Raw genomic sequence first — 20,645 nt, 5'->3', positions numbered from 1 at the left:
GGGGCTGAGGCTCATGCCGTACGACGTCGAAAAGCCGGACGAGAAGTGGCGGGCGGAGCTGACCCCGGCCGAGTACGCCGTCCTGCGCGAGGCCGCGACCGAGCCCGCGTTCACCGGTGAGTACACCGACACCAAGGCCAAGGGCGTCTACTCCTGCCGGGCCTGCGGTGCCGAACTGTTCACCTCCGACGCCAAGTTCGACTCGCACTGCGGCTGGCCGTCGTTCTTCGACCCGAAGGACAGCGACGCCGTCGAACTGATCGAGGACCGCACGCACGGGATGGTGCGCACGGAAGTGCGCTGCGCCCGGTGCGGCTCCCACCTCGGACACGTGTTCGCCGGGGAGGGGTACCCGACCCCGACCGACCAGCGATACTGCATCAACAGCATCTCGCTGCGCCTGGCGGCGGACGGCGAGGGCTGAGGGGCCCCTCAGAGCTGTTTGCGCTGCACCATCGCCGACAGCACCAGCATCCCCGGCGCGAGCGGCACCCAGACCGTCAGCACCCGGTAGCCGATGACCGTCGCCGTGGCCAGGGGCAGCGGGGTGCCGTAGCCGGCCAGGGTCAGCACCAGGGCCGCGTCGACCGGGCCGATGCCGCCCGGCGCGGGCACCGCGCCGGCGGCGGTGCTCGCCGCGAGGAACGCGAAGAGCAGCTGCGCCCAGGACAGCGGCAGGCCGAGCGCCGTCCCCACGGAGGCCACCACGCTGGCCTGGATCAGCGGCGCCGCGACCGCTCCGCCCCACAGGGGGAGGAAGCGGGCGGGACGGGTGTGCAGCTGCTTGACGTCGGTGAGGGCCGTACGGACGAAGTCCAGGGCGGGGCGGCGCAACGGCCGCGCGACGGTGAGCAGCGCCGCGCACGCCGCCGGGGCCAGCAGCAGGCCCACGGCGGCCAGCAGCAGTGTCCGCCCTTGCGGGAGGAGTTCGGAGGGCGGTACGGCGGTGGGGGCGGCGAGCAGGAAGATCAGCACCACGGGTGTCTTCGCCACGGCTCTGACCAGGGAGTACAGCGCGATCGAGGCGGTGGCGCGGGGCAGCGGGATGCCCTGGCACTGCAGGAACCGGACGGTGACCGCGTGGGCGCCGATGCTCGCGGGCAGCACATGGTTCGCGGCGCCCGCGGCGATCTGGGAGGCCACCAGCAGGCCCGGCGGCAGCCGCTCCAGGACCGCGCCCTGACGGACACAGGCCGCGGCGACCGCACCCAGATAGGTGAACAGGAGGCCGACCAGCAGCCACCAGGGGTCGGCGCTGGCCAGTCGGGCGACGCCGTCACGGACCGCGTGCCAGTCGATGGCAGCCCACACCGCGAGCAGCAGGATCGGGAGCAGACCGAGGGCGCGGCGGCCCGCGGAGGAGGTCAGGGGGCGTCTACGGGTGTTGGCGAGCGGGGCCGGGGGCGGGGCCGCCGGTTCGTCGAGGGGCAGCAGGGACACGGCGCACGTCGTCCTTCCGCGTCGTGACCGCGCGCGGCGGCTTGACGGATCGGGGGCGAGCTGGGGAGGGGACGGGGGAGTGGTTCCCCTCCGGTGTGACGGTGCGGTGTCCGGAAGCCGACGGAGTGCGGGCCGAAGGGCGACCGCGATGCGGTGGGGCGGGGGGAGGTGCGGTGTGGCTGTGGGATTTCTGCCCGTACCCCTCGAAGTTCATCCCGCACGGCCCCCGAGGTTCACCCGGCCCGCAGTAGCGTCGACCCTTTCGACGGGTCTCCTGCGGCACGGCGCGCCCCGGCCGCGGCGATAGGGGTCGCCGCCGCCCGGCGGTGGGTTGCGCGGCGGTGAGCGGGGGCTCCGGTGGGTCGCATGGCGACGAGTGCGTCGTCAGGTCCTCGGCGCCGGCCCGGGCGGGCGGACCGAGTGGGCGGCCCGGGTGCGTGCCGTCGCTTTCGGCGCGCCGGCGGGAGGTGGGGCGCGCCGTCGTGGTCGGGGCGGGCGGGCGGCGGCTGTCGTTGCCGGGAGCAGGGGGTGTCGGTGTCCGGCGGTGGGTTGCCTGGTGGCGAGGTGTGTCGGCAGGAGGTGCATGCTCGGCGAGGGCGGGCGGCTCGGGCGCGCGTGCCGCTGCCTCTGGCGTGTTGCCGGGCGGTGGGCGGTGGGGCGGCGTCGTGGTCGGGCGGTGGTCAGGCTGTCGCTGCCGGTGGCGGGTTGCGCGGCGGTGAGCGGTGGGCTGTTTGCCGGGCCGGGTGCGTCGTCAGGTCCTCGGCGCCCGGCCCGGGGGTGTGTCCGACCGGGCCGGGCGCCGCCGCCTTCAGTTCGTCGGCGTGGACGCCTCGCCAGGGGCTGTTCGTTCGTCGCCCGTGACCTTCCGCCGGCCCGCTGACGGGACCAGTGGCAGCGTCACCGTGAAGACCGTGGCCTCCGCCGTGGCGTCGAGCTCCAGCGAGCCGCCGTGTGCCCGGACCAGGGAGCGGGCGACCGACAGGCCGAGGCCGCTGCCGCCGCGGTCGCGGCTGCGGGCCTTGTCGACGCGGTAGAAGCGGTCGAAGACGCGGTCGCGGTCGTCGGACGGGATGCCGGGACCTTTGTCGCAGACCCGCACCCGCGCCGTGTCCGACGAGACGGCGACCTCGACGCGGACCGGCGTGCCGGCCGGGGTGTGCACGGCCGCGTTGGTGAGGAGGTTGTCCAGGACCTGGCGGATGCGGTGCGGGTCCATCCGCAGCGGTACGGCGGCCGGTGCCGGGCCCGGGGACACCGTCAGCGGATGGCCGGGATGGCTCGCGCGAAACGCGTCGGCGGCCTGCTCGACCAGCTCCACCAGGTCGGCGTGCTCCATCCGCAGCGGTGTCTCCACCTCGGCCGCGTCCAGCCGCGCCAGCAGCAGCAGGTCGTCGAGGAGGACGCCCATCCGCGCGGCCTCGGCGCGCAGCCGGGCCAGATGCTTGTCACGCTCCTCGGGCGCGTTGGCGGCCGCGTACTGGAAAAGATCCGCGTAACCGCGTACCGACATCAGCGGCGTGCGCAGCTCGTGCGAGGCGTCGGCGACGAAACGGCGCAGGCGCTGCTCGGCCTGGGCGCGCACGGCGAGGGAGTCGTCGATGTGCTCCAGCATGGTGTTGAAGGCCGTGCGCAACTCCTCCACCTCGGTGCCGCCGCCGGGTGCGTCCGCGCGCAGGTGCAGCCTGGACGCCGACTCGGTCAGATCGTGCGAGGCGATGCCGTGCGCGGTGTGCGCCATGTCGCTGAGCGGTTTCAGACCACGTTTCAGCATCCGTCGGCCGAACACCACGAGCGCCAGCAGGGCGAGGCCGAAGGCCACCACCTGCGTGATGATCAACTGGCGCACGGTGCCGTCGATGTCCCCCGTCGGCGCGGCGCTGACCAGGACCACCCCGGGTGAGACCTCGCAGGCGCGCAGCAGGTAGTCGCCCTCGCCGTCGATCCGTACGGTCCGGGTGACCTCGCTGGTCGAGTTCTCCATGCGCCGGGCGAGGGCGGTCAGCGCCGTGGTGTCCGCGGGCACGTCGGCCGGCTTGCGCAGCACGGCCGAGCCCGCCGAGACGTCGTACACGGCCGTGTACCAGCCGTAGTACGGCTTGCGCTCCACGACGCCGTGCGCCTTGGCGTCCTTGGACTGCACGACCTGCACCAGCTTGATCTGATCGCGCAGCTGGTGGTCCAGATAGTCCCGCATGTACATGGTCAGCGTGGCGCCGAGCGCTGCGAACACGACCAGCGACAGCGCGCCCAGGCCGAGGGCGAGCCGTGTGCCGAGCCGCAGTCTGCGGTACGCCTGCCAGAACCGGCGGATCACTCGGCCGCCTGCCGGAGGACGTATCCGAAACCGCGTACGGTCTGGATCAGCGGATCGTCGCCCGTCGCGTCGAGCTTGCGCCGCAGTCGGCTGACGACCAGCTCGACGACGTTGGAACGGCCGCCGAAACCGTATTCCCACACGTGATCGAGGATCTGCGCCTTGGTCAGCACGGTCGGCGACTTGCGCATCAGATAGCGCAGCACCTCGTACTCGGTGGGCGTCAGCGTGAGGAGTTTTCCGTCGCGCCGGACATCCCGGGTGTCCTCGTCCATGGTCAGATCCGCCACCCGCAGCACGGAACGCTGGAAACCGGGGCCCGAGCTGCGCCGCAGCACGGTCCGCAGCCGGGCCATCAGCTCCTCCACGGCAAACGGTTTCACCAGGTAGTCGTCCCCGCCGCGGGTCAGCCCCGCGACTCGGTCGGCGACCCCGTCGCGTGCGGTGAGGAACACCACGGGCACCATCGTCCCGGTGTGCCGCAGCCGGTCGAGCACACCGAAGCCGTCGATGTCGGGCAGCATCAGGTCGAGCACCACGATGTCGGGATGGAAGTCGGCGGCGCGGCGCAGCGCCTCCTCGCCCGAGTTCGCGGTGACCGCGTCCCAGCCCTCGTAGCGGGCGACCGTCGCCACGAGATCGGCGATCGGCGGGTCGTCGTCCACGACGAGGAGTCGTACTTTTTCCACCCGCCCATAGTGCGCCACCCGCCCCGAAGCGCCGGCCCCGCGTCTCGTGCGCGCGTGGATCGATAAGATCTTGAAAGTTGTACGACAGGAAAACGACAGCAAAGCACGGAGAAGCTCTGTGTTCTGAGGACCCGATCTAGGAGTTTCCGTCCGTGACGACCGTCCAATCGCCTCCCGTGCCCCCCACGGCGATACGTCCCAAAGCAGTGGCCCGCACGGGCCTGTACGCCGTGCTCGCCGCGAACGCGGCCGTCGTGACCCTCTTCGCGGTTCAGGCGGGCTTCGCTTCCAACGCGCTCGTCGTGATCGGCCGGTTCGCCGGCCTGTACGCCGCCCTGCTGATGGCGTTCCAGTTGCTGCTGGTGGCCCGGCTGCCCTGGCTGGACCGCCGCATCGGCATGGACCGGCTGACCAACTGGCACCGCTGGACCGGCTTCGGTCTGCTGTGGACGCTGGTCGGCCATGTGGTGTTCATCACCTTCGGCTACGCCGAGTCCTCGTCGATGAATCCGGTGAGTCAGCTCGTCGACCTCGCCGAGACCGTCGAGGGCGTGCTGCGTGCTGTCGTCGCGCTGGTGCTGATCCTGGTCATCGGCGGCGTCTCCGCCCGCTGGGCCCGCCGTCGCCTCGCCTATGAGACCTGGCACTTCATCCACCTGTACACCTACGTCGCGGTGGTGCTGGCCTTCACCCACCAGGTCGCGGTCGGCACGACCTTCACGGCTTCGTCCGCCGCAACCGCTTACTGGTACGGGGTGTGGGGCGTCGCCCTCGGCTCGGTGGTCCTGGGCCGGTTCGTCCTGCCGCTCTGGCGGAACTGGCGTCACCAGCTGCGCGTCGAGGCGGTCGTGCCGGAGACGGACAACGTCGTATCCGTTTACATCACCGGTCGTGACCTGGACCGGCTGCCCGCCCGGGCCGGCCAGTTCTTCCTGTGGCGGTTCCTGACCAAGGACCGCTGGTGGCAGGCGAACCCCTTCTCCCTGTCGGCCGCGCCCGACGGCACCCGGCTGCGCCTCACCGCGAAGGCGGCCGGCGACGGCTCCGCGGGGCTGCGCCACATCAAGCCCGGCACCCGCGTCTTCGCCGAGGGCCCCTACGGCGCCTTCACCGCGATGCACCGCACCCGCCCGGAGGCCCTGCTCATCGCCGGCGGCGTCGGCGTCACCCCGATCCGGGCGCTCCTGGAGGAGATCCACGGGCACGCGATCGTCATCTACCGGGTGGCGGGCGAGCGGGACGCCGTCCTCTACGACGAGCTGCGCGACCTCGCGCTCGCCAAGGGCGCCGAACTGCACCTGGTCACCGGGCCGCCGGTGCCGGACCGCCTGGCGCCGCGCGAACTCGTCGCGCTCGTGCCGGACATCGCGGAGCGGGACGTCTTCCTGTGCGGTCCGCCGCCGATGATGAACGCGGTCCTGGGCACCCTGCGCGAGCTCGACGTGCCCAAGCCGCAGATCCACTTCGAGCGCTTCAGCCTGGCGGGATGAGAGAGACGACGTGAAGCGAGCCATACCTGTCCTGGTCCTGTCCGTGGCGGGCCTGATCCCGCTCTGGCGCTACGAGCCGTCGACCGGGACGACGTCCACCACCGAGGCCGCCTCGACGCCCTCCGTGTCCTCCTCCACCTCCTCCTCGGGATCGACGACCTTCACCGGTACGACCGTGACCACGGAGAAGGGCGACGTCCAGGTCCAGGTGACCTACGACGGCGACAAGATCACGGCTGTGAAGATGCTGAAGCAGCCGAATCACCCGCAGACGACGGCCGCCGTGCCGAAACTGATTGCGGAAACGCTTACGGCGCAGAGCGCGGACATCGACACCGTTTCCGGCGCGACGCTCACCAGCGACGGCTACAAGGAGTCCCTCCAGGCCGCGATCGACGCGAAGGGCGCCTGACGTGCACCGCGTCGAACACGTCATGGGTTTCCCGGTCTCGCTGCGGGTCGACGACACCGTCGTCCGCGACGAGAGCGGGGACGCCGTGTTCGCCTGGCTGCGCGAGGTCGACGCACGGTTCAGCCCGTTCAAGGCCGACAGCGAGGTGTCCCGGTACGGCCGGGGCGAGCTGTCGGCCGACGAGCTGAGCGCCGACCTCGTGGAGGTCCTCGACATCTGCGAGCGCTACCGGGCGGCCACCGGCGGCGCCTTCGACGTCCGGTTGCCCGGGCGCGGCCTCGACCCCTGCGCGGTGGTCAAGGGCTGGTCCGTGCAACGGGCGGCGGAACTGCTGACCGGCGCCGGGCTCGGCCGGTTCTGCCTCAACGCCGGCGGTGACGTGGTCGTCTCCGGCGGACCCTGGCGGGTCGGCGTACGGCACCCCGAGATCGCCGACCGGCTGTGCACCGTCCTCGATCTCACCGACGGGGCGGTCGCGACCTCGGCGCGCTACGAGCGCGGCGACCACATCCTCGACGGCCGCACCGGCCGTCCGGCCACCGGCCTCGACAGCCTCACCGTCGTGGCCCCGACGCTGACCGAGGCGGACACCGTCGCCACAGCCGCCTTCGCCATGGGCGCGGAGGGCGTCGAGTGGGCGGCGGCGCAGGACGGCTGCGAGGTGTACGCCGTACTGCCCGGCGGGCGGGTGCTGCGCACCGGCGGATTCCCGACGGCGGCGGCAGCGGCCGCGTGAGCGTCGAGGCGGGTGCCCTGGGAGCGGCCGTCTGGCTCCTCGGCTGGGGCGCGACGCTCGTCGCCTGGACATCGGGACGAGGTCACCGACCGACCGCCCGCCGACGACGCTGCCGCTGAACGGCCGTCAGGGTTGCCGGTCGGCGCGTCCTCGCGCACGCGGAAACGGGGGAAGGGCGGGCCGCCGGTGAAGCCGGCGGCCCGCCCTTCGCGTGGGTACGGGCTGTCCCGTACGGGGTTTCTCAGCTGACGTCGGACGCGTCCAGGCGGTAGAGACCGCTGTAGTCGGACACGGCCGTGCCGTTCGCCTTGACCCAGGTCGAGATCTCGGAGTTCGAGGAGCCCTGACCGCTGTCGCTGACGACGATGTAGTGCAGCTTGCCCGCCTTCACGAGGCTCTTGAGCTTGGCGAGCGTCATCGCGTTGTCGCTGCCGGACCAGCCGCCCATCGAGATGACCGGCTCGCCGGACTCCAGGATGATCGAGGAGGCCGTCTGGTCCGTGGCCACCGCGACCAGCCAGAGGGCGCCGTCCTGGTTCTTCTTCAGGTACGTGATCATCGCGGACGACACCTGGGTTCCGCCGCCGCCCATGCCACCGCCGGTGCGGCCCTCGGCGGTGCCGGACTCGGTCGTACCGGACTCCGTAGTACCGGACTCGGTGGTCCCCGACTCCGTTGTGCCCGACTCCGTCGTGCCGGATTCCGTCGAGCTGCCGCTGTCCGTCGAGCTGTCGCTGTTCGTCGAGTCGCCGCTGTTCGACGGCGGCTGACCCGTCTCCTGGCCGTCGCCCGAACCGCTCTGCGCCGTACCGGAGTCGGTGCCCGGACCGCCGCCGGTGCCGCTCGGTCGCTGGCCGCCGCCTCCGCCCATGCCGCCCCCGCCCATCCCGCCGCCGGTGCTCGGACCGGCCGTCGGGTTGGTGCCGTTGGTGCTGGAGGTGGCGGCCGAGGCCGCGTAGGCGGCCGGACCGGCGAGCAGCGCCACGACCGCCGCCAGCGCCGCGACGCCCATCAGCCGCTGCCGCTTTGTGAACCGGCCGACCAGCAGCCCGATCACCGAGACGGCTCCCGCCGCACCGGCCACGACCTCGGCGACCGTGTACAGCGTTCCGGAGCCGGAGACCCGCTGGAGCAGGACGACCGCCCAGACCGAGCTCGCCGCGATCGCGGCCGGCAGCACCCAGCTCCAGCGTGCCGCGGATCCGTTGCGGAAGGCGTTGTAGAGCATCACGCCCCCCGCGCCCGCCAGGGCCGCGATGCCGGGGGCCATGGCGGTGACGTAGTACGGGTGGAAGGTGCCCTCGGCGAGCGCGAAGGTCAGATAGTGGAGGACGAACCAGCCGCCCCACAGCATCAGCGCGGCGCGCCTGGCATCCGTACGGGGCGCCCGGCCGCGCAGGACGAGACCGGCTGCCAGCGCGATCGACGCGAAGGGGATCAGCCAGGAGATCTGGCCGCCCATGATCTCGTTGAACATCCGGTACAGGCCCGCCTCGCCGCCGAAACTCGCGCCGTTGCCCTGCGAGCCCACCGTCGAACTCGCCCCGAGGATACGGCCGAAACCGTTGTAGCCGATGACCAGGTCCCAGACCGTGTTGTCGGTCGAGCCGCCGATGTACGGCCGGGACGAGGCCGGGATCAGGTCGACGACCACCATCCACCAGGCGCTGGAGACGATCAGCGCGACCGTGCCGGCCGCGAGATTGCGGATGCGCCTGCCCAGCGAGCCCTTCGCGGCCCACAGGTAGACCAGGAAGAAAGCGGGCAGCACCACGTACGCCTGCATCATCTTCGTGTTGAACGCGAAACCGATGGCGACACCCGACCACACCAGCGGCATCAGCCGGCCCGTGCGCACGGCCTTCAGCAGCGCGCCCGCGCCCAGCAGCATCAGGAAGACGAGGATCGGGTCCGGGTTGGTGTCCCGGGTGATGGCGACCGTGATGGGGGTGAGCGTCAGCGCCAGCGCGGAGATCGTTCCCGCCGCGGCGCCGAAGTCCCGCTTGACCAGCCGGTAGAGAAGCGCGACGGAACCGGTTCCCACGGCGACCATCGGCAGCATCAGCTGCCAGGTGCCGTATCCGAAGACCCGGGCGGACAGGCCCATCACCCACAGCGCGAACGGCGGTTTGTCGACCGTGATGAAGCTGCCGGCGTCCAGGGCCCCGAAGAAGAACGCCTTCCAGCTCTTGGTGCCGCTGTAGACGGCAGCGTCGTAGAAAGTGTTGCCGGTGATCGAGGAGAGGTTCCAGGCGTAGAGGGCCGTGGCCAGGACGAGGATCGCCCAGAGGGCCGGGCGGGCCCAGCGCGGGTCGTCGGGAGCGCCGGTGAACAGGCGCTTGGCGCGGCAGGCGAGTCCGCCGTCGGCCGGCGGCGCCGCCCGGTGGCGGGCACCGTCCTCCTGGACGGGGACGGGCGGCGGGGCGAGGGTCGTCATGACGCGTACTCCAGGTGGGTGGTCGCCCCGGTGGGCAGGACGGCGGGGAGGGCGGCGCGTGCGGCCGGCACCTGGGGGGTGCCGACGCGGCGGGGCACGGCGGGGATCCGGGCGCGGCCGGTGAGGGTGGAGCGGAGCATCCGCCCCATGCCCTTGAGGTCGTCGACGGCCGTACGGACGATGTCGACCCGGCTGTCGGGGTCGTCCGTCCAGTCGACCGGCACCTCGTGGACGCGAAGCCTGTTGCGCTGGGCCAGGACCAGCAGTTCGGTGTCGAAGAACCAGGAGGTGTCCTCGATGTGCGGGGCGAGCGCGCGGAAGACGTCGGCGCGGACGGCCTTGAAGCCGCACTGCGCGTCCGAGAAGCGGGCGCCGAGGCCGGCCTTCAGCAGCAGGTTGTAGGAGCGGGAGACGAACTCCCGCTTGGCGCCCCGGACCACGGCCGCCTGGCGGTGCAGCCGGCTGCCGACGGCGAGGTCGCTGTGGCCGGACAGCAGCGGGGCGACCAGGGGGAGGAACGCCTCCAGGCCCGTCGACAGGTCCACGTCCATGTAGGCCACGACATCGGCGCTGGAGCGGTTCCACACGTGTTTCAGGGCGCGGCCCCGGCCCTTCTGCTCCAGCCGCACGGCGTGCACGTGCGGGAGACGGAGGGTCAGATCGGTCGCCACGTACCAGGTGCGGTCCGTGCTGGCGTTGTCCGCGATCGTGATGCGGAACGGGAACGGGAAGGACTCTTCGAGGTGTGCGTGGAGACGGCCGATGCTGTCGGCGAGGACGTGTGCCTCGTTGTGGACCGGCACCACGATCTCGACCGACCGCTGCCGGACGCCTCCCGCGTTCGTTTCGTTCATGGCCCTGACGATCGGGGCCCCGTCTGGGGGATCCCTGAGCCGGTCCTGAGGGAAGAGTGAGAATCAGCGGACTCACAGGTTGCGCACAGAACGGATCGCGGGACCGGGAGGGAGCGCGAGGAAACGTAAGGAAAAGGAATGAAGTAGAAGGAAACGGAGGGGAACATAGGGGAACAGAGGGAAACAGAGAGGAACGGAAGGAATCGCTTCGCCCGGGGGCGGGGGCGCGCGCTTCCTGCCCGCCCTGGTGAGCGTGCACGACGGTGACGTCGTCGGCCCGGAGGAGATCCCCGCCTTCCTTGCCGGACTCGCCTTGGTGCGCACTCGTATGGAGCGGACGGCCGCGGAGACCTGCCTGCCCAACGGGTCGGCGGCGGACTGTTGATCTGGTAACCGGTTTAGACTCTCCCCGCAACGGCCCGAACTCGCGTGGTCGAGAGTGGGCAGAACTTGCCAGACCCGAAGGGTATTCGGCGTTTTGATACGCATAGATTCAGTCACCAAGCGATACCCGGACGGCACGGTGGCGGTCGACCGGCTCTCACTCGACATACCCGACCGTGCGATCACCGTCCTCGTCGGCCCCTCGGGCTGCGGCAAGACCACCACCCTGCGGATGATCAACCGGATGGTGGAGCCCAGCGAGGGCACGATCCTCATCGACGGCGTCGACAGCCGTCAGCAACCGGTCAACACCTTGCGCCGGTCCATGGGTTACGTCATCCAGAACGCCGGACTCTTCCAGCACCGCACGATCATCGACAACATCGCCACCGTCCCCCGGCTGCTGGGCTGGAGCAAGGACAAGGCCCGCGAGAGGGCCCGCGAGCTGATGGAACGGGTAGGGCTCGACGCGGCGTTCGCCAAGCGTTACCCCTATCAGCTCTCCGGCGGCCAGCAGCAGCGCGTCGGTGTGGCACGGGCGCTCGCCGCCGATCCGCCGGTCCTGCTGATGGACGAGCCGTTCTCCGCCGTCGACCCTGTCGTCCGCAAGGGCCTCCAGGAGGAACTCCTGCGCATCCAGTCGGAGTTGGGCAAGACGATCGTCTTCGTCACGCACGACATCGACGAGGCCGTCAAGCTCGGCACGATGGTCGCCGTACTGCGTACCGGCGGTCGGCTCGCGCAGTTCGCGCCGCCCGCCGAGCTGCTGTCCGACCCCGCAGACGCGTTCGTCGAGGACTTCCTCGGCGCCGACCGGGGAATCCGACGCCTGTCGTTCTTCTCCTCGGCCGGTCTGGAGCTGCTCACCGCTCCGATCGTCGCGATCGACGCCACTGCCGAGCAGATCGCCGCTCGCGAGGCGGTAGAAACCCCTTACGTCCTCGTGACCGGCCTGGACGGCCGTCCGCTCGGCTGGAGCGAGCCCGGCGAGCTGACGGCCGGACAGGTCGACGCAGGCCGGCTGCTGCCCTACGGGCGGCCGTTCGTCGCCGGGCAGGACTCGCTGCGGGCCGCGCTCGACTGCGCCGTCCTGTCGCCCACCGGCTGGGCGGTCGCCGTGGACGCCGAGGGCCGGGCCGCCGGAGTCGTCTCGCAGGCAGCCATCGGCGAGGCCATCCGCGGCGCCCACGCGGCAGGCCGCGAGGAGCGGCAGGCCGTCGGCGAGACCGCCCAGAAGGCGGTCCGGTGAACCGCTTCTTCGACATCCCCAGCGACCTCCAGCACGACTGGCTCGGCCTCATCGGGCTGCATCTGCGCGAGGCCCTGCTGCCGGTGCTGGGCGGGCTGCTGCTGGCGCTCCCGCTGGCCCAGCTGTGCGTGCGACTGCGCTGGCTGTACCCGCCCGTGCTGTGGGTGACGACCGTGCTCTACGCCATCCCGTCCCTGGCCTTCTTCGTCGTCCTCATCGACTACACGGGGCAGACCGAGCTGACGGTGATGATCCCGCTCACGATCTACACCCTGGTCGTGCTCGTCCCGGCGATCGTCGACGGCGTCCGCTCGGTGCCGCAGGAGACCCTGGCCGCCGCGACCGCCATGGGCTTCGGCCCCGTACGCCGTTACCTCCAGGTGCAGTTGCCGATCGCGGTGCCCGCGATCATCGCCGGTCTGCGGGTGGCCACCGTGTCCAGCATCAGCCTGGTCAGCGTCGGCATGCTGATCGGCAACCAGGGCGCGCTCGGCAACCTGCTGCACGACGCGCAGATCTACAACCGGCCGGAACTCGCCTGGAACTCCGTGATCACCAGCGCCGTTCTGGCGATTCTGGCGGACGCCGCGCTGGTCGGCGTACGCATCCTGCTCACGCCCTGGATGCCGAGCGGGACGGGCGGCAAGGGCGGTAAGCGCGGAAAGGGTGGAGCGGGCGGCGGAGAGTCCAAGACCGCCGGGGGCCGGCGGCCCGCACCGGCCGTGCCCGCCCTGGAGGACGCAGCCCGGTGAACGTACTCAATTTCATAAACGCTTTCTTCAACGACAGCGCGCACTGGCAGGGTTACGACGGAATCCCCACCCGTCTGTGGGAACACGTCCAGTACTCCGTGGAAGCACTCGTCCTCGCGGCTGCGATCGGGCTGCCGATCGGTCTGGTGACGGGTCACTACGGACGTGGTGGAAACGTTCTCTCCCTGGTTGCCACCGCCGGCCGGGCGTTGCCCACCTTCGGCCTGCTGGTCGTGACGACCATCGTGCTCGGGTTCGGCCTGCTGCCGGTGATGATCCCGCTGGTCGTCCTCGCCGTCCCGCCGATCCTGGTCACCACCTACGAGGCGATGCGCTCCGTCGACCCCTCCCCGGTGGACGCCGCTCGCGGTATGGGCATGCGCGAGTCCGACATCCTGCTGCGCGTCGAACTGCCCGTCGCGCTCCCGATCATCCTCGGCGGTCTGCGCTCGGCGGCCATCCAGATCGTCTCCACGGCCACCATCGCCGCGTACGTCAGCCTCGGCGGCCTCGGCCGCTACATCGTCGACGGCCTCTACCAGCACGACTACGAGAAGGTCGTGGGCGGCGCCACCCTGGTCGCCGGTCTGGCCCTCGCCACGCTCGCGCTGTTCTGGGCGGCGACCAAGCTGACCGTGTCGCCGGGGGTGCGCAGGAGCAACTGAGGCCGCACCAGGGGGCATTCACCCTGCTGTCGGCTACTCTGCCGACGTGGCCGACGACGAGGACAGCGGGAACCACCCGGCTCCGCACCGTCCGTGGGACGTGGTGGTGTCCACCGTCGGGATGGAACTCCTCGGCCTCGCGTTCGCCGGGGTCGTCACCCTGGTGACGTGGCCGTTCGGGTGGCTGCCCGACCCCGGTCTCGTCTTCATGATGGCGGCCATGTTCGCCGTCTGGCCCGCGGCGGAGGCCTACCGCGCGGGGCCCCGGCGTCGGTCTGCGGTCGTGGTCGCCCTCCTGGCGCTGGTCACGACGACCCTGCTCGGGGCCGCAGCGGTGAACTGGGCGTTTCCCCCACCGGTCGACGCGGACGTGGGCATCCTCGTCGGCAGCCTTGTCGCGGTACCCGTCGGCGCGGCTGTGCTGGCTTGGTCGCTCGACCGAGGGACGGCGACAGGGCCTGGCTCCGAGGCGTAGGCCGTACGGCGACCGCGTCGAACTCGAACAGCATCCCGGGCAGGGCCGGCGCGGCGACCCCGCTCATGGTCTGCGCCGGCATCCGGTTGCCGAAGCGGGAGTGCAGCGCCCTCCCGAGCGTCTCGAGCTTGCCGGGGTCGTGGTCGACGATGAACGTACCCAGCCGCACGACGTGCTCGAGTCGAAGACCGACGCCGGCCGGCGCCGACTCCAGCCGGTCGAGGGCCAGTTACACCTGGGCGGCGAAATCGCCGGGTATCGGGGCGCCGGACGTGTCCGAGGCGTACTGCCCCGCGAGGAAGACGAGTTCGCCGGGCGCCGACACGGCATGGCTGTAGCCGAAGGGCGTGGGGTCGTGCAGGGCAGGCGGGTCGGTGATCGTACGGCCGCCGCGGCCGTCGTCGTAACGGCTTTCGCCATGGCTCATGACGGGGCGACTCGGGCGCGGGGGAGGCCATTCCCCCTCCACGCCCGAGTGCGCCCGAGCGCACCCCAATGGCCGTTCCGTCAGCCCTCCGAGCGGGCCAGCGCCTGTTCCAGTACGACGAGCAGGGCGTCCCGTACCGAGCCGCGCTCGCGGGCGTCGAAGACCAGGAGCGGGACGCCGTCCGACACGTCGAGAGCCCAGCGGACCTCGTCCAGCGTGTGCGCGACATGACCGTCGAAGGCGTTTACCGCGACGGCGAACGGGATCTGCTTGTGCTCGAAGTAGTCGACGGCGGCGTAGCAGTCGTCGAGCCGGCGGGTGTCGACGATGACGAGCCCGCCGATCGCGCCCTCCACGATGTCGTCCCACATGAAACCGAACCGCTCCTGTCCGGGCGTGCCGAACAGATACAGCTTCAGAGTGGGGTCGATGGTGATGCAGCCGAAGTCCATCGCGACCGTGGTGGTGGTCTTGCGCGGGGTGTGGCTGAGGTCGTCCACCCCCGCCGCGACCTCGGTGATGGCCGCTTCGGTGGTCAGCGGCTCGATCTCGGAGATCGAGCCGACGGCGGTGGTCTTGCCCACGCCGAAGCCGCCCGCGATCACCAGTTTCACCGGCAGCGGCGGCCGTACGGCGGCCTGGCCGGCCGAGGTGCGGACCAGCGGTTCAGTCGGTGTCACGGAGTACCCCCCGGGAGTCGGGGATGGCCCGCAGGCCATCGATAACCCTGCGCAGAACGGATGCGTCGTGGGTGACGCCGGAGTCGGGCACGTGCACCGAGAGCTGCCCCGCCGCCCGCAGGTCCTCGGCGAGAACCCGCACCACGTTCAGGTGCAGCCGCAGCCTGGCCGCGATCTCCGCGATCGACTGCGGCACACGGCAGGCGGCGACGATGTCGTGCTGTTCGAAGGAGAGCCGGCCGAGCGCGCCGAGCCCGTCGGCGGTGGCCACCAACTGGGTCTCCACGGGCATCGTCCGGCCGGACGACGCCTCGCCGGCACCGCCCGCCACCCGGCCGGCGGTGACCAGGAACGGCCGGACCGCGGGCGCGGGGCCGACGGGGGCGACGCCGTCCTCGCCTGCCCCGCGCGGGGTACGGCCGTCCGCCATCGGAAATCGCTTTCTCTACGGTTGCACGCGTCAACGCGTACGCGTGGCGCCGACGCTGTTCTTGAGTTCCAGGACGAGCTGTGGGCTGAGCGCGCTGCCGGCGCGGTTGGCGAACACCGTCATCTCGTAGGCGATGTTGCCCAGCTTGGCCTCCTTGTCGGTGACCACGCCGAGCACGGCGCCGCTGCCGATCGCGGAGACCAGGACATGGCCGCCCTCCAGATCGATGATGACCTTGTTCAGGCCGCCCAGGCCGTAGTTGCCGGAGGCGCCGGCGGCCAGGCTGGTGATGCCCGAGACGATCGCGGCCAGCCGCTCGGAGTCGGCGTGCTCGCGCAGCTCCGACACGGCGATCAGCAGCCCGTCGGAGGACACCGCGATGGCGTCCACGACGCCCGCGGTCTCGGTGGCGAAACGGTTGAGCAGCCAGGTGAAGTCGGCTGCGGCGGCCCGCAGATCGGTCGGCTTGGTGTCTCCGGCGGGAGTCTCACCTGTCGACGTGCTCACTGCTCGGCTCCTTCCGGAAGGTGGTTCTGGTGGTGCGTGGTGTCCCGAACCGTGATCGGATCGGTGATCAGGTCGGACGACGAGTCGGACGGCTCTGTCCGCTCGGCCCGATCGGGGTGATCGTCGGGACGGTGGTCGCGCCGGCGGTCGTTCCGGCGAGCGGTGGGGTCTTCGGAGAGGCCGTCGGCAGGGCCGTAGGTCGGGCGTGGGTGTTCACCGGTGTCGCGGTGGGCGCGGGCCACGGCCGCCTCGAACTCGTCGAGCGAATTGCGGACGGCGTCCGCGTCGGCGATGCGCGGGGCCTGCCGCGCCGCCTGCTGGGCGGCGGCGTCGACGGTCGTCCGCAGGGTGGCCCCGCGTACGCGTCGGCGGAGGGGACGGGGACCGTCGCCGCCCAGCGGTGACGGTTCGGCGGAGGCGGCGCCGCCGTTGACGCGGTCGGTCGCGACCGGTTCCGCCCGGCGGGCGGGGAGCGCGGGTCGGCCTGCCGGGTCGGCCGAGCTGCCGTCGTGGCCGGCCGCCGCGTGGGCGCGGGGTGCCGGCTCGGGCGTACCGGTGTCCGCCTCCATTCCGTCCTGCGCACGGGTGTGGAGCGTCGGCTCGGCTGTGCGGGGTGCCGGGATCCCTGGTTCGGCCGGGTGCGTGCGGGCCACGGGGCTCGCTGCGGCCGCCGGGGCCGCGGCAGGGACGGGGCCGTCAGCCTCGGCCGGGGACTCGGACTTCGCCGTACGGACGGCGGCACCGGAATCCGCCGCGGCGGAGGCGACGGCGGCCGAGTCGGTCGTCGGGCTTTCGGCGGTGGCCGTCGGGGTGAGGGGGGCCTCTGGTTCCCGGTCGGCGGGGGACGGGTCGCGGCGGGGGACCCGGCGCGGGAGCGAGTTCGGGTCGTCCTCGTTCGAGGCCCAGGACGGGACCGAGGAGGACGGGGAGGGGCCGGCCGCGGGAGCCGACGGCGCGGCGAGTGCGGGGACGGCGAGGGAAGAAGGCGGGGCGAGGGGGGCGGGCTTGCCCGCCGGGCCGACCTCGCTCATCGTCAGGAGCAGTGTCGAGGGGATCAGCACCTCGGCCGTCACACCGCCGCCCGGGGTGCGGGACAGGGTGACGTCGACGTCCCAGCGGCGGGCGAGCGCACCGACCACGAACAGGCCGAGCACCTTCGTCGGGACGACGTCGAGGCGTTCGCGGCGCACCAGACGGGCGTTCTCCTCGGCGAGGCGCTCCACGCTCATGCCCAGGCCGTGGTCGGCGACGGTGATCGACGCGCCGTCGGCATCGGTGCCCACGACCACCTCGACGGGGCTGCCCTCGGGCGAGAACGACACGGCGTTCTCGAGGAGTTCGGCGATCATCAGCGTCAGGTCGCCGATGATGTCGGGCTCGACCATGGTCTCGGTCGCGGCCCGCAGCCGTACCCGCTGGAAGCCTTCGATCTGGCCGAGGGCTGCGCGTACGACGTTGGTGAGGGCGGTCGGACCGCCGTCCAGGACGGTCTCGCGGATGCCGGCCAGCAGCATCAGGCTGTCGGCGTTGCGACGCAGCCGGACCGCGATGTGGTCGATGGAGTAGAGGCGTTCGAGCAGGGCAGGGTCGGTCTCGCCGCGTTCCACCGCGTCGATCAAGGCCAACTGACGGGTCGTCAGGTTGCTGACGCGGCGGCCGACGTTGCCGAACATCTCGGCGACGTTGCGCCGGCTGAGCACCTGGCGCTCCAGCAGCGCGGCCGCGGTGGTCTGCACGTTGTTGAAGGCCTCGGCGAGTGCGCCGATCTCGTCGTCCGCGGTGACCGGGAGCTCACGCAGCCGCGGCGGCCCGGACTCCTCGGCGTCGTCGTCGGCGACACGGGCGAGTTCACGGCCCGCGACCTCCGCGACCTCCTGGGCGGCGTCGGTCAGCGCCAGCACCGGGCGGACCACGGAGCGGCGGACCAGGATGGAGAAGGCGATCCAGAGCGCGAAGCCGATCAGAGCCAGGCTCAGCAGCAGGCCGACGCGCCACTGGGCACTGACCGAGGCGTCGTCGGCCCGGTCGGCGATCTGGTCGATGAGCGAGGTGGTGATCTGGAGCCGGGTGCCGGCCTGCGCGCTGTACTCGGGGTAGGAGGCGATGGCCGTCCGGAACGCTCTGCGGATGTCGGCCGTCGACTCCGCCTGCAACGCGCTGGGGTCGACGGCCAGTTCGGCGAAGTGCCGACTGATGGAGGCCTGCGCGGAGTTGTGCTCGATGTCGCCGAGCTTGTCGGACTGAGCGGCGGTGGCGAACCGCTCGAACCGCTCGGCCTGGTAGGTGTACAGCTCGTACGAGCCGACCGCGCCGGTGAACTCGATGAGCGCGTTGCTGTCGCCGGTGCGGGCGGAGAACACGCCGGTCTCGTAGGCGCCGTGGGCGGCGTCGGCACGCAGCAGCGAGTCGAGCAGATTGCCGGTGAAGGTGGTGGCCAGCGCGGAGTTGCGGTCCAGGCCCAGGCCGTCGATGAGGCCGGTGGCCGCGCCGGAGTACGCGGGGTCGATGTTGTCGGCGGGCAGATAACCCTGCTCGATGGTGGAGCGCAGCCCACTCAGACCCTCGACCTCTCGCAGGGCCTGCGCCTCGGTGTCCGGCAGTCGGTCGCCGAAGGTGCTGACGACCTTCTTGACCTGCGCGTCCACGGCGGCCTGCGCCTGCCGGTACGCATCCGTCGAGGGGGTGCCGCCGTCGAGGGACGCCTCGTGCCGCACGGAGAGCAGGATGGCCTGCTGGTGTTCGTTCTGCAGTCGGGAGAGGAGCTGGGCCACCTGAGCGCTGTCCCGCACCAGTTGGGCGGAGTCCTCCGCGCGGTTCGACTCCTGCACCAGGTCGACGATGAGGTACGTCAGCAGGAGGGCGATCACCGCCAGCGGGATACCGACGAGTACGTTCAGCTTGCGCTGGAAGGGCCACCGGTCGGCGAAACTCCGCAGACTCCGACGCACGGACGACGGCGCCAAGGGTGCCGACCGGGCGGGAGCGTCCACCTCTTTCGTGGACACCGGGCCTCCTTCAAAAGGGCGTTGCATGCGTGCAAAGGGGGTGCTGCATGCGTGCTGTTTCCTGTTTGTTCCCTGCACGCAAGTGTCCGAAATTCCACGACACCGGTGTGGCCCCCGTACACCGCCGTGGCCGCCGCCGACTGCTGTGGCGGACGCCAACTCCGGCGACACTATCGTCTATTCGAACGGTCGAGCGCGTCGCCCTACGTCAAGAATCGATTACGAAGCGGCGTAGGAGGGCCTTGCGAGGGCCTCCGGAGGGGTACACAGGTGATCTCCCGATCCGCGCACAAGCGATCGCGGATCGAAGCCAATCGGTAATCCTGCCGCCCTTGACTGACCGAGAAGCGGCTGGATTGGATCAGGCCACAGTGATTGAACTTTCATCTACCCCCCAGCCCGGAACGAGAACCGTGACTTCCAACGCCCACAGCAGCAGGTCCCTCAGGAACCACCCCGGTGCGGCGGCCGTCGCCCTTGCCGCGATGACGGCCCTGCTGGCGGGATGCTCCTCCTCTTCCGACGACACCTCCGACCCGCTGGCCGGCGGCAAGGCGGCCGGCGACACCGTGGTCGTCGGCTCCAACAACTTCGCCGAGAGCATCCTGATCGCCGACATCTACGGCGAGGCCCTGAAGGCCAAGGGCATCAAGGTGTCCTACAAGCCCAACATCGGCAGCCGTGAGACCACGTACGGCCTGCTCAAGAACGGTTCCATCACGGTTCTCCCGGAGTACAACGGCTCGCTGCTGGCGTACCTCGACGCGAAGGCCGAGCAGAAGTCGCTCGAGACGGTGAACGCCGCGGCGAAGGCCAAGCTCGACTCCAAGCTGACGCTGCTGGAGTCGTCCCCCGCCGAGGACAAGGACTCCGTCACGCTCAACGCGGCGACCGCGAAGAAGTACAACCTCACCGCGACGTCCACGCTCGCGGACCTCAAGGACGTCGCGCCGGACCTGGTGCTGGGCGGTTCGCCCGAGTTCCAGACCCGTCAGCAGGGCATGGTCGGCCTGGAGTCGGTCTACGGGCTGAAGTTCAAGTCCTTCAAGGCGCTCGACGCGGGCGGCCCGCTGACCCAGGCCGCGCTGAAGCAGAACACCGTGCAGGCCGCGGACCTCTTCACCACGGACCCGACGATCACCAAGGAGAAGTTCGTCGTTCTCCAGGACCCGCAGAACCTCTTCGGATTCGCGAACGTGACTCCGCTGGTCTACAAGAGCGGGCTCTCCCAGGAGGGCGTCGACGCGCTCAACGCCGTCTCCGCCAAGCTCGACACGAAGACCCTGCTCGACCTGGACTCCCAGGTGCAGTTGGAGAGCAAGGACCCGCTGGACGTCGCCAAGGCCTGGCTGAAGTCGGCCGGCCTGGGCTGAGGTTCCCACCGGGCCACCGGGCCACCGGGCCGGAGGACCGTTGGACCCACAACTGCAAACGGACCGGCCGGCCCGGGTTCCCCCGCACCGAGTGGGCGCCCGGACCGTCCTGAACGGAACCACCCGCACCGTCGGCGAGCCGATCGCGCTCGCCGACGGTGCGGTCGTGCCCGCGTGGACCCACCCCGGGGCCCGCGAGTGCCGTCCCTGTAAGGGTGTCGGGGGGGGGGGGGGGGGGCCGGCCCCGCCCGCGCCGGGGCGCCGCTCTAGGCCCCAGAATGAGATAAATTCCCCCCTATTAAATGGGAGTCCGAGGTTTGTTGGGG

19 protein-coding genes and 1 pseudogene are annotated in these 20,645 nt (G+C 71.3%); 10 read left to right on the top strand and 10 right to left on the bottom strand.

Annotated elements, in window-relative coordinates:
• Window positions 1-13: 13 nt before the first annotated feature.
• A complete protein-coding gene (gene msrB / locus AB0J04_RS19790; protein WP_363169786.1) occupies window positions 14-424 on the top strand; it encodes a peptide-methionine (R)-S-oxide reductase MsrB in 411 nt (136 codons plus the stop codon).
• Window positions 425-432: 8 nt separating this feature from the next.
• On the opposite strand, the gene AB0J04_RS19785 is transcribed toward msrB, so the two are convergent.
• From AB0J04_RS19785 to AB0J04_RS19775, 3 genes are all read right to left on the bottom strand, one after another.
• Complete coding sequence (locus tag AB0J04_RS19785) at window positions 433-1,440, bottom strand: lysylphosphatidylglycerol synthase transmembrane domain-containing protein (protein WP_363169785.1); 1,008 nt, start codon at window positions 1,438-1,440, stop codon at window positions 433-435.
• Between the two features lie 808 nt (window positions 1,441-2,248).
• Window positions 2,249-3,754 carry a HAMP domain-containing sensor histidine kinase gene (locus AB0J04_RS19780; protein WP_363169784.1) on the bottom strand — a complete coding sequence of 502 codons (1,506 nt, stop codon included), beginning with the start codon at window positions 3,752-3,754 and terminating at the stop codon, window positions 2,249-2,251.
• Entirely contained in the window at window positions 3,751-4,443 is a 693-nt protein-coding gene (locus AB0J04_RS19775) for a response regulator transcription factor (RefSeq protein WP_363169783.1), read from the bottom strand. Before AB0J04_RS19775 ends, AB0J04_RS19780 begins: the two co-directional genes overlap by 4 nt.
• Before the next feature lie 152 nt (window positions 4,444-4,595).
• On the opposite strand from AB0J04_RS19775, the gene AB0J04_RS19770 reads away from it, so the two are divergent.
• The 3 genes from AB0J04_RS19770 to AB0J04_RS19760 are packed head-to-tail and all read left to right on the top strand — an operon-like array spanning window position 4,596 to window position 7,081.
• Entirely contained in the window at window positions 4,596-5,933 is a 1,338-nt protein-coding gene (locus AB0J04_RS19770; RefSeq protein WP_363169782.1) for a ferredoxin reductase family protein, read from the top strand.
• Between the two features lie 10 nt (window positions 5,934-5,943).
• A complete protein-coding gene (locus AB0J04_RS19765) occupies window positions 5,944-6,345 on the top strand; it encodes an FMN-binding protein (RefSeq protein WP_363169781.1) in 402 nt (133 codons plus the stop codon).
• 22 nt (window positions 6,346-6,367) lie between these two features.
• The gene (locus AB0J04_RS19760) at window positions 6,368-7,081 is read left to right on the top strand and encodes an FAD:protein FMN transferase (RefSeq protein WP_363169827.1); all 714 of its coding nucleotides are present in this window, start codon (window positions 6,368-6,370) and stop codon (window positions 7,079-7,081) included.
• A 241-nt stretch (window positions 7,082-7,322) separates the two neighbouring features.
• Here AB0J04_RS19760 and AB0J04_RS19755 read toward each other — a convergent pair whose 3' ends face one another.
• Together AB0J04_RS19755 and AB0J04_RS19750 are read right to left on the bottom strand one after the other, a co-directional pair.
• A complete protein-coding gene (locus AB0J04_RS19755; protein WP_363169780.1) occupies window positions 7,323-9,518 on the bottom strand; it encodes a glycosyltransferase family 39 protein in 2,196 nt (731 codons plus the stop codon).
• Complete coding sequence (locus tag AB0J04_RS19750) at window positions 9,515-10,372, bottom strand: dolichyl-phosphate beta-glucosyltransferase (protein ID WP_363169779.1); 858 nt, start codon at window positions 10,370-10,372, stop codon at window positions 9,515-9,517. Before AB0J04_RS19750 ends, AB0J04_RS19755 begins: the two co-directional genes overlap by 4 nt.
• Before the next feature lie 253 nt (window positions 10,373-10,625).
• On the opposite strand from AB0J04_RS19750, the gene AB0J04_RS19745 reads away from it, so the two are divergent.
• The 5 genes from AB0J04_RS19745 to AB0J04_RS19725 all read left to right on the top strand — a co-directional run bounded on the left by AB0J04_RS19745 (window position 10,626) and on the right by AB0J04_RS19725 (window position 13,897).
• Complete coding sequence (locus AB0J04_RS19745) at window positions 10,626-10,757, top strand: hypothetical protein (RefSeq protein ID WP_363169778.1); 132 nt, start codon at window positions 10,626-10,628, stop codon at window positions 10,755-10,757.
• A gap of 93 nt (window positions 10,758-10,850) precedes the next feature.
• The gene (locus AB0J04_RS19740; protein ID WP_363169777.1) at window positions 10,851-12,005 is read left to right on the top strand and encodes an ABC transporter ATP-binding protein; all 1,155 of its coding nucleotides are present in this window, start codon (window positions 10,851-10,853) and stop codon (window positions 12,003-12,005) included.
• Window positions 12,002-12,757 (top strand): ABC transporter permease subunit, encoded by a 756-nt coding sequence (locus AB0J04_RS19735; protein ID WP_363169776.1) that lies wholly within the window; start codon window positions 12,002-12,004, stop codon window positions 12,755-12,757. Before AB0J04_RS19740 ends, AB0J04_RS19735 begins: the two co-directional genes overlap by 4 nt.
• Complete coding sequence (locus tag AB0J04_RS19730) at window positions 12,754-13,422, top strand: ABC transporter permease (protein WP_363169775.1); 669 nt, start codon at window positions 12,754-12,756, stop codon at window positions 13,420-13,422. The genes AB0J04_RS19735 and AB0J04_RS19730 overlap by 4 nt, the downstream gene beginning before the upstream one ends.
• 46 nt (window positions 13,423-13,468) lie before the next feature.
• A complete protein-coding gene (locus tag AB0J04_RS19725; protein ID WP_363169774.1) occupies window positions 13,469-13,897 on the top strand; it encodes a hypothetical protein in 429 nt (142 codons plus the stop codon).
• On the opposite strand, the pseudogene AB0J04_RS19720 reads toward AB0J04_RS19725, so the two are convergent.
• The 5 genes and pseudogenes from AB0J04_RS19720 to AB0J04_RS19700 all read right to left on the bottom strand — a co-directional run.
• Window positions 13,896-14,324: pseudogene (locus AB0J04_RS19720) on the bottom strand (RidA family protein); the annotation flags it as partial. The gene AB0J04_RS19725 and the pseudogene AB0J04_RS19720 sit on opposite strands and share 2 nt — an antisense overlap.
• 80 nt (window positions 14,325-14,404) lie before the next feature.
• Window positions 14,405-15,004, bottom strand: a complete 600-nt coding sequence (locus AB0J04_RS19715) for an ATP/GTP-binding protein (RefSeq protein ID WP_351909395.1) — start codon at window positions 15,002-15,004, stop codon at window positions 14,405-14,407.
• Window positions 14,991-15,434 (bottom strand): DUF742 domain-containing protein, encoded by a 444-nt coding sequence (locus tag AB0J04_RS19710; protein ID WP_363169773.1) that lies wholly within the window; start codon window positions 15,432-15,434, stop codon window positions 14,991-14,993. Before AB0J04_RS19710 ends, AB0J04_RS19715 begins: the two co-directional genes overlap by 14 nt.
• 30 nt (window positions 15,435-15,464) lie before the next feature.
• Window positions 15,465-15,941 carry a roadblock/LC7 domain-containing protein gene (locus tag AB0J04_RS19705; protein ID WP_363169771.1) on the bottom strand — a complete coding sequence of 159 codons (477 nt, stop codon included), beginning with the start codon at window positions 15,939-15,941 and terminating at the stop codon, window positions 15,465-15,467.
• Complete coding sequence (locus AB0J04_RS19700; protein WP_363169770.1) at window positions 15,938-18,946, bottom strand: ATP-binding protein; 3,009 nt, start codon at window positions 18,944-18,946, stop codon at window positions 15,938-15,940. The genes AB0J04_RS19705 and AB0J04_RS19700 overlap by 4 nt, the downstream gene beginning before the upstream one ends.
• Window positions 18,947-19,359: 413 nt before the next feature.
• Between AB0J04_RS19700 and AB0J04_RS19695 the strand changes: the two genes are divergently transcribed.
• On the top strand, window positions 19,360-20,319 hold the full coding sequence (locus AB0J04_RS19695) for an ABC transporter substrate-binding protein (RefSeq protein ID WP_363169769.1): 960 nt from the start codon (window positions 19,360-19,362) through the stop codon (window positions 20,317-20,319).
• The last annotated feature ends 326 nt before the right edge of the window (window positions 20,320-20,645 follow it).

This window comes from Streptomyces sp. NPDC050263 (assembly GCF_040655955.1).
Taxonomy (GTDB): Bacteria; Actinomycetota; Actinomycetes; order Streptomycetales; family Streptomycetaceae; genus Streptomyces.
The sequence above is the reverse complement of the archived record's forward strand: the minus strand, read 5'-3'. Positions and strand labels throughout refer to the sequence as shown.

What these genes read in the sequence shown, in the direction of transcription:
- msrB (WP_363169786.1), top strand. Translation starts at nt 14, where the DNA reads ATGCCGTACGACGTCGAAAAGCCGGACGAGAAGTGGCGGGCGGAGCTG.
- AB0J04_RS19760 (WP_363169827.1), top strand. Translation starts at nt 6,368, where the DNA reads ATGGGTTTCCCGGTCTCGCTGCGGGTCGACGACACCGTCGTCCGCGAC.
- AB0J04_RS19755 (WP_363169780.1), bottom strand. Translation starts at nt 9,518, where the DNA reads ATGACGACCCTCGCCCCGCCGCCCGTCCCCGTCCAGGAGGACGGTGCC.
- AB0J04_RS19750 (WP_363169779.1), bottom strand. Translation starts at nt 10,372, where the DNA reads ATGAACGAAACGAACGCGGGAGGCGTCCGGCAGCGGTCGGTCGAGATC.
- AB0J04_RS19710 (WP_363169773.1), bottom strand. Translation starts at nt 15,434, where the DNA reads ATGGCGGACGGCCGTACCCCGCGCGGGGCAGGCGAGGACGGCGTCGCC.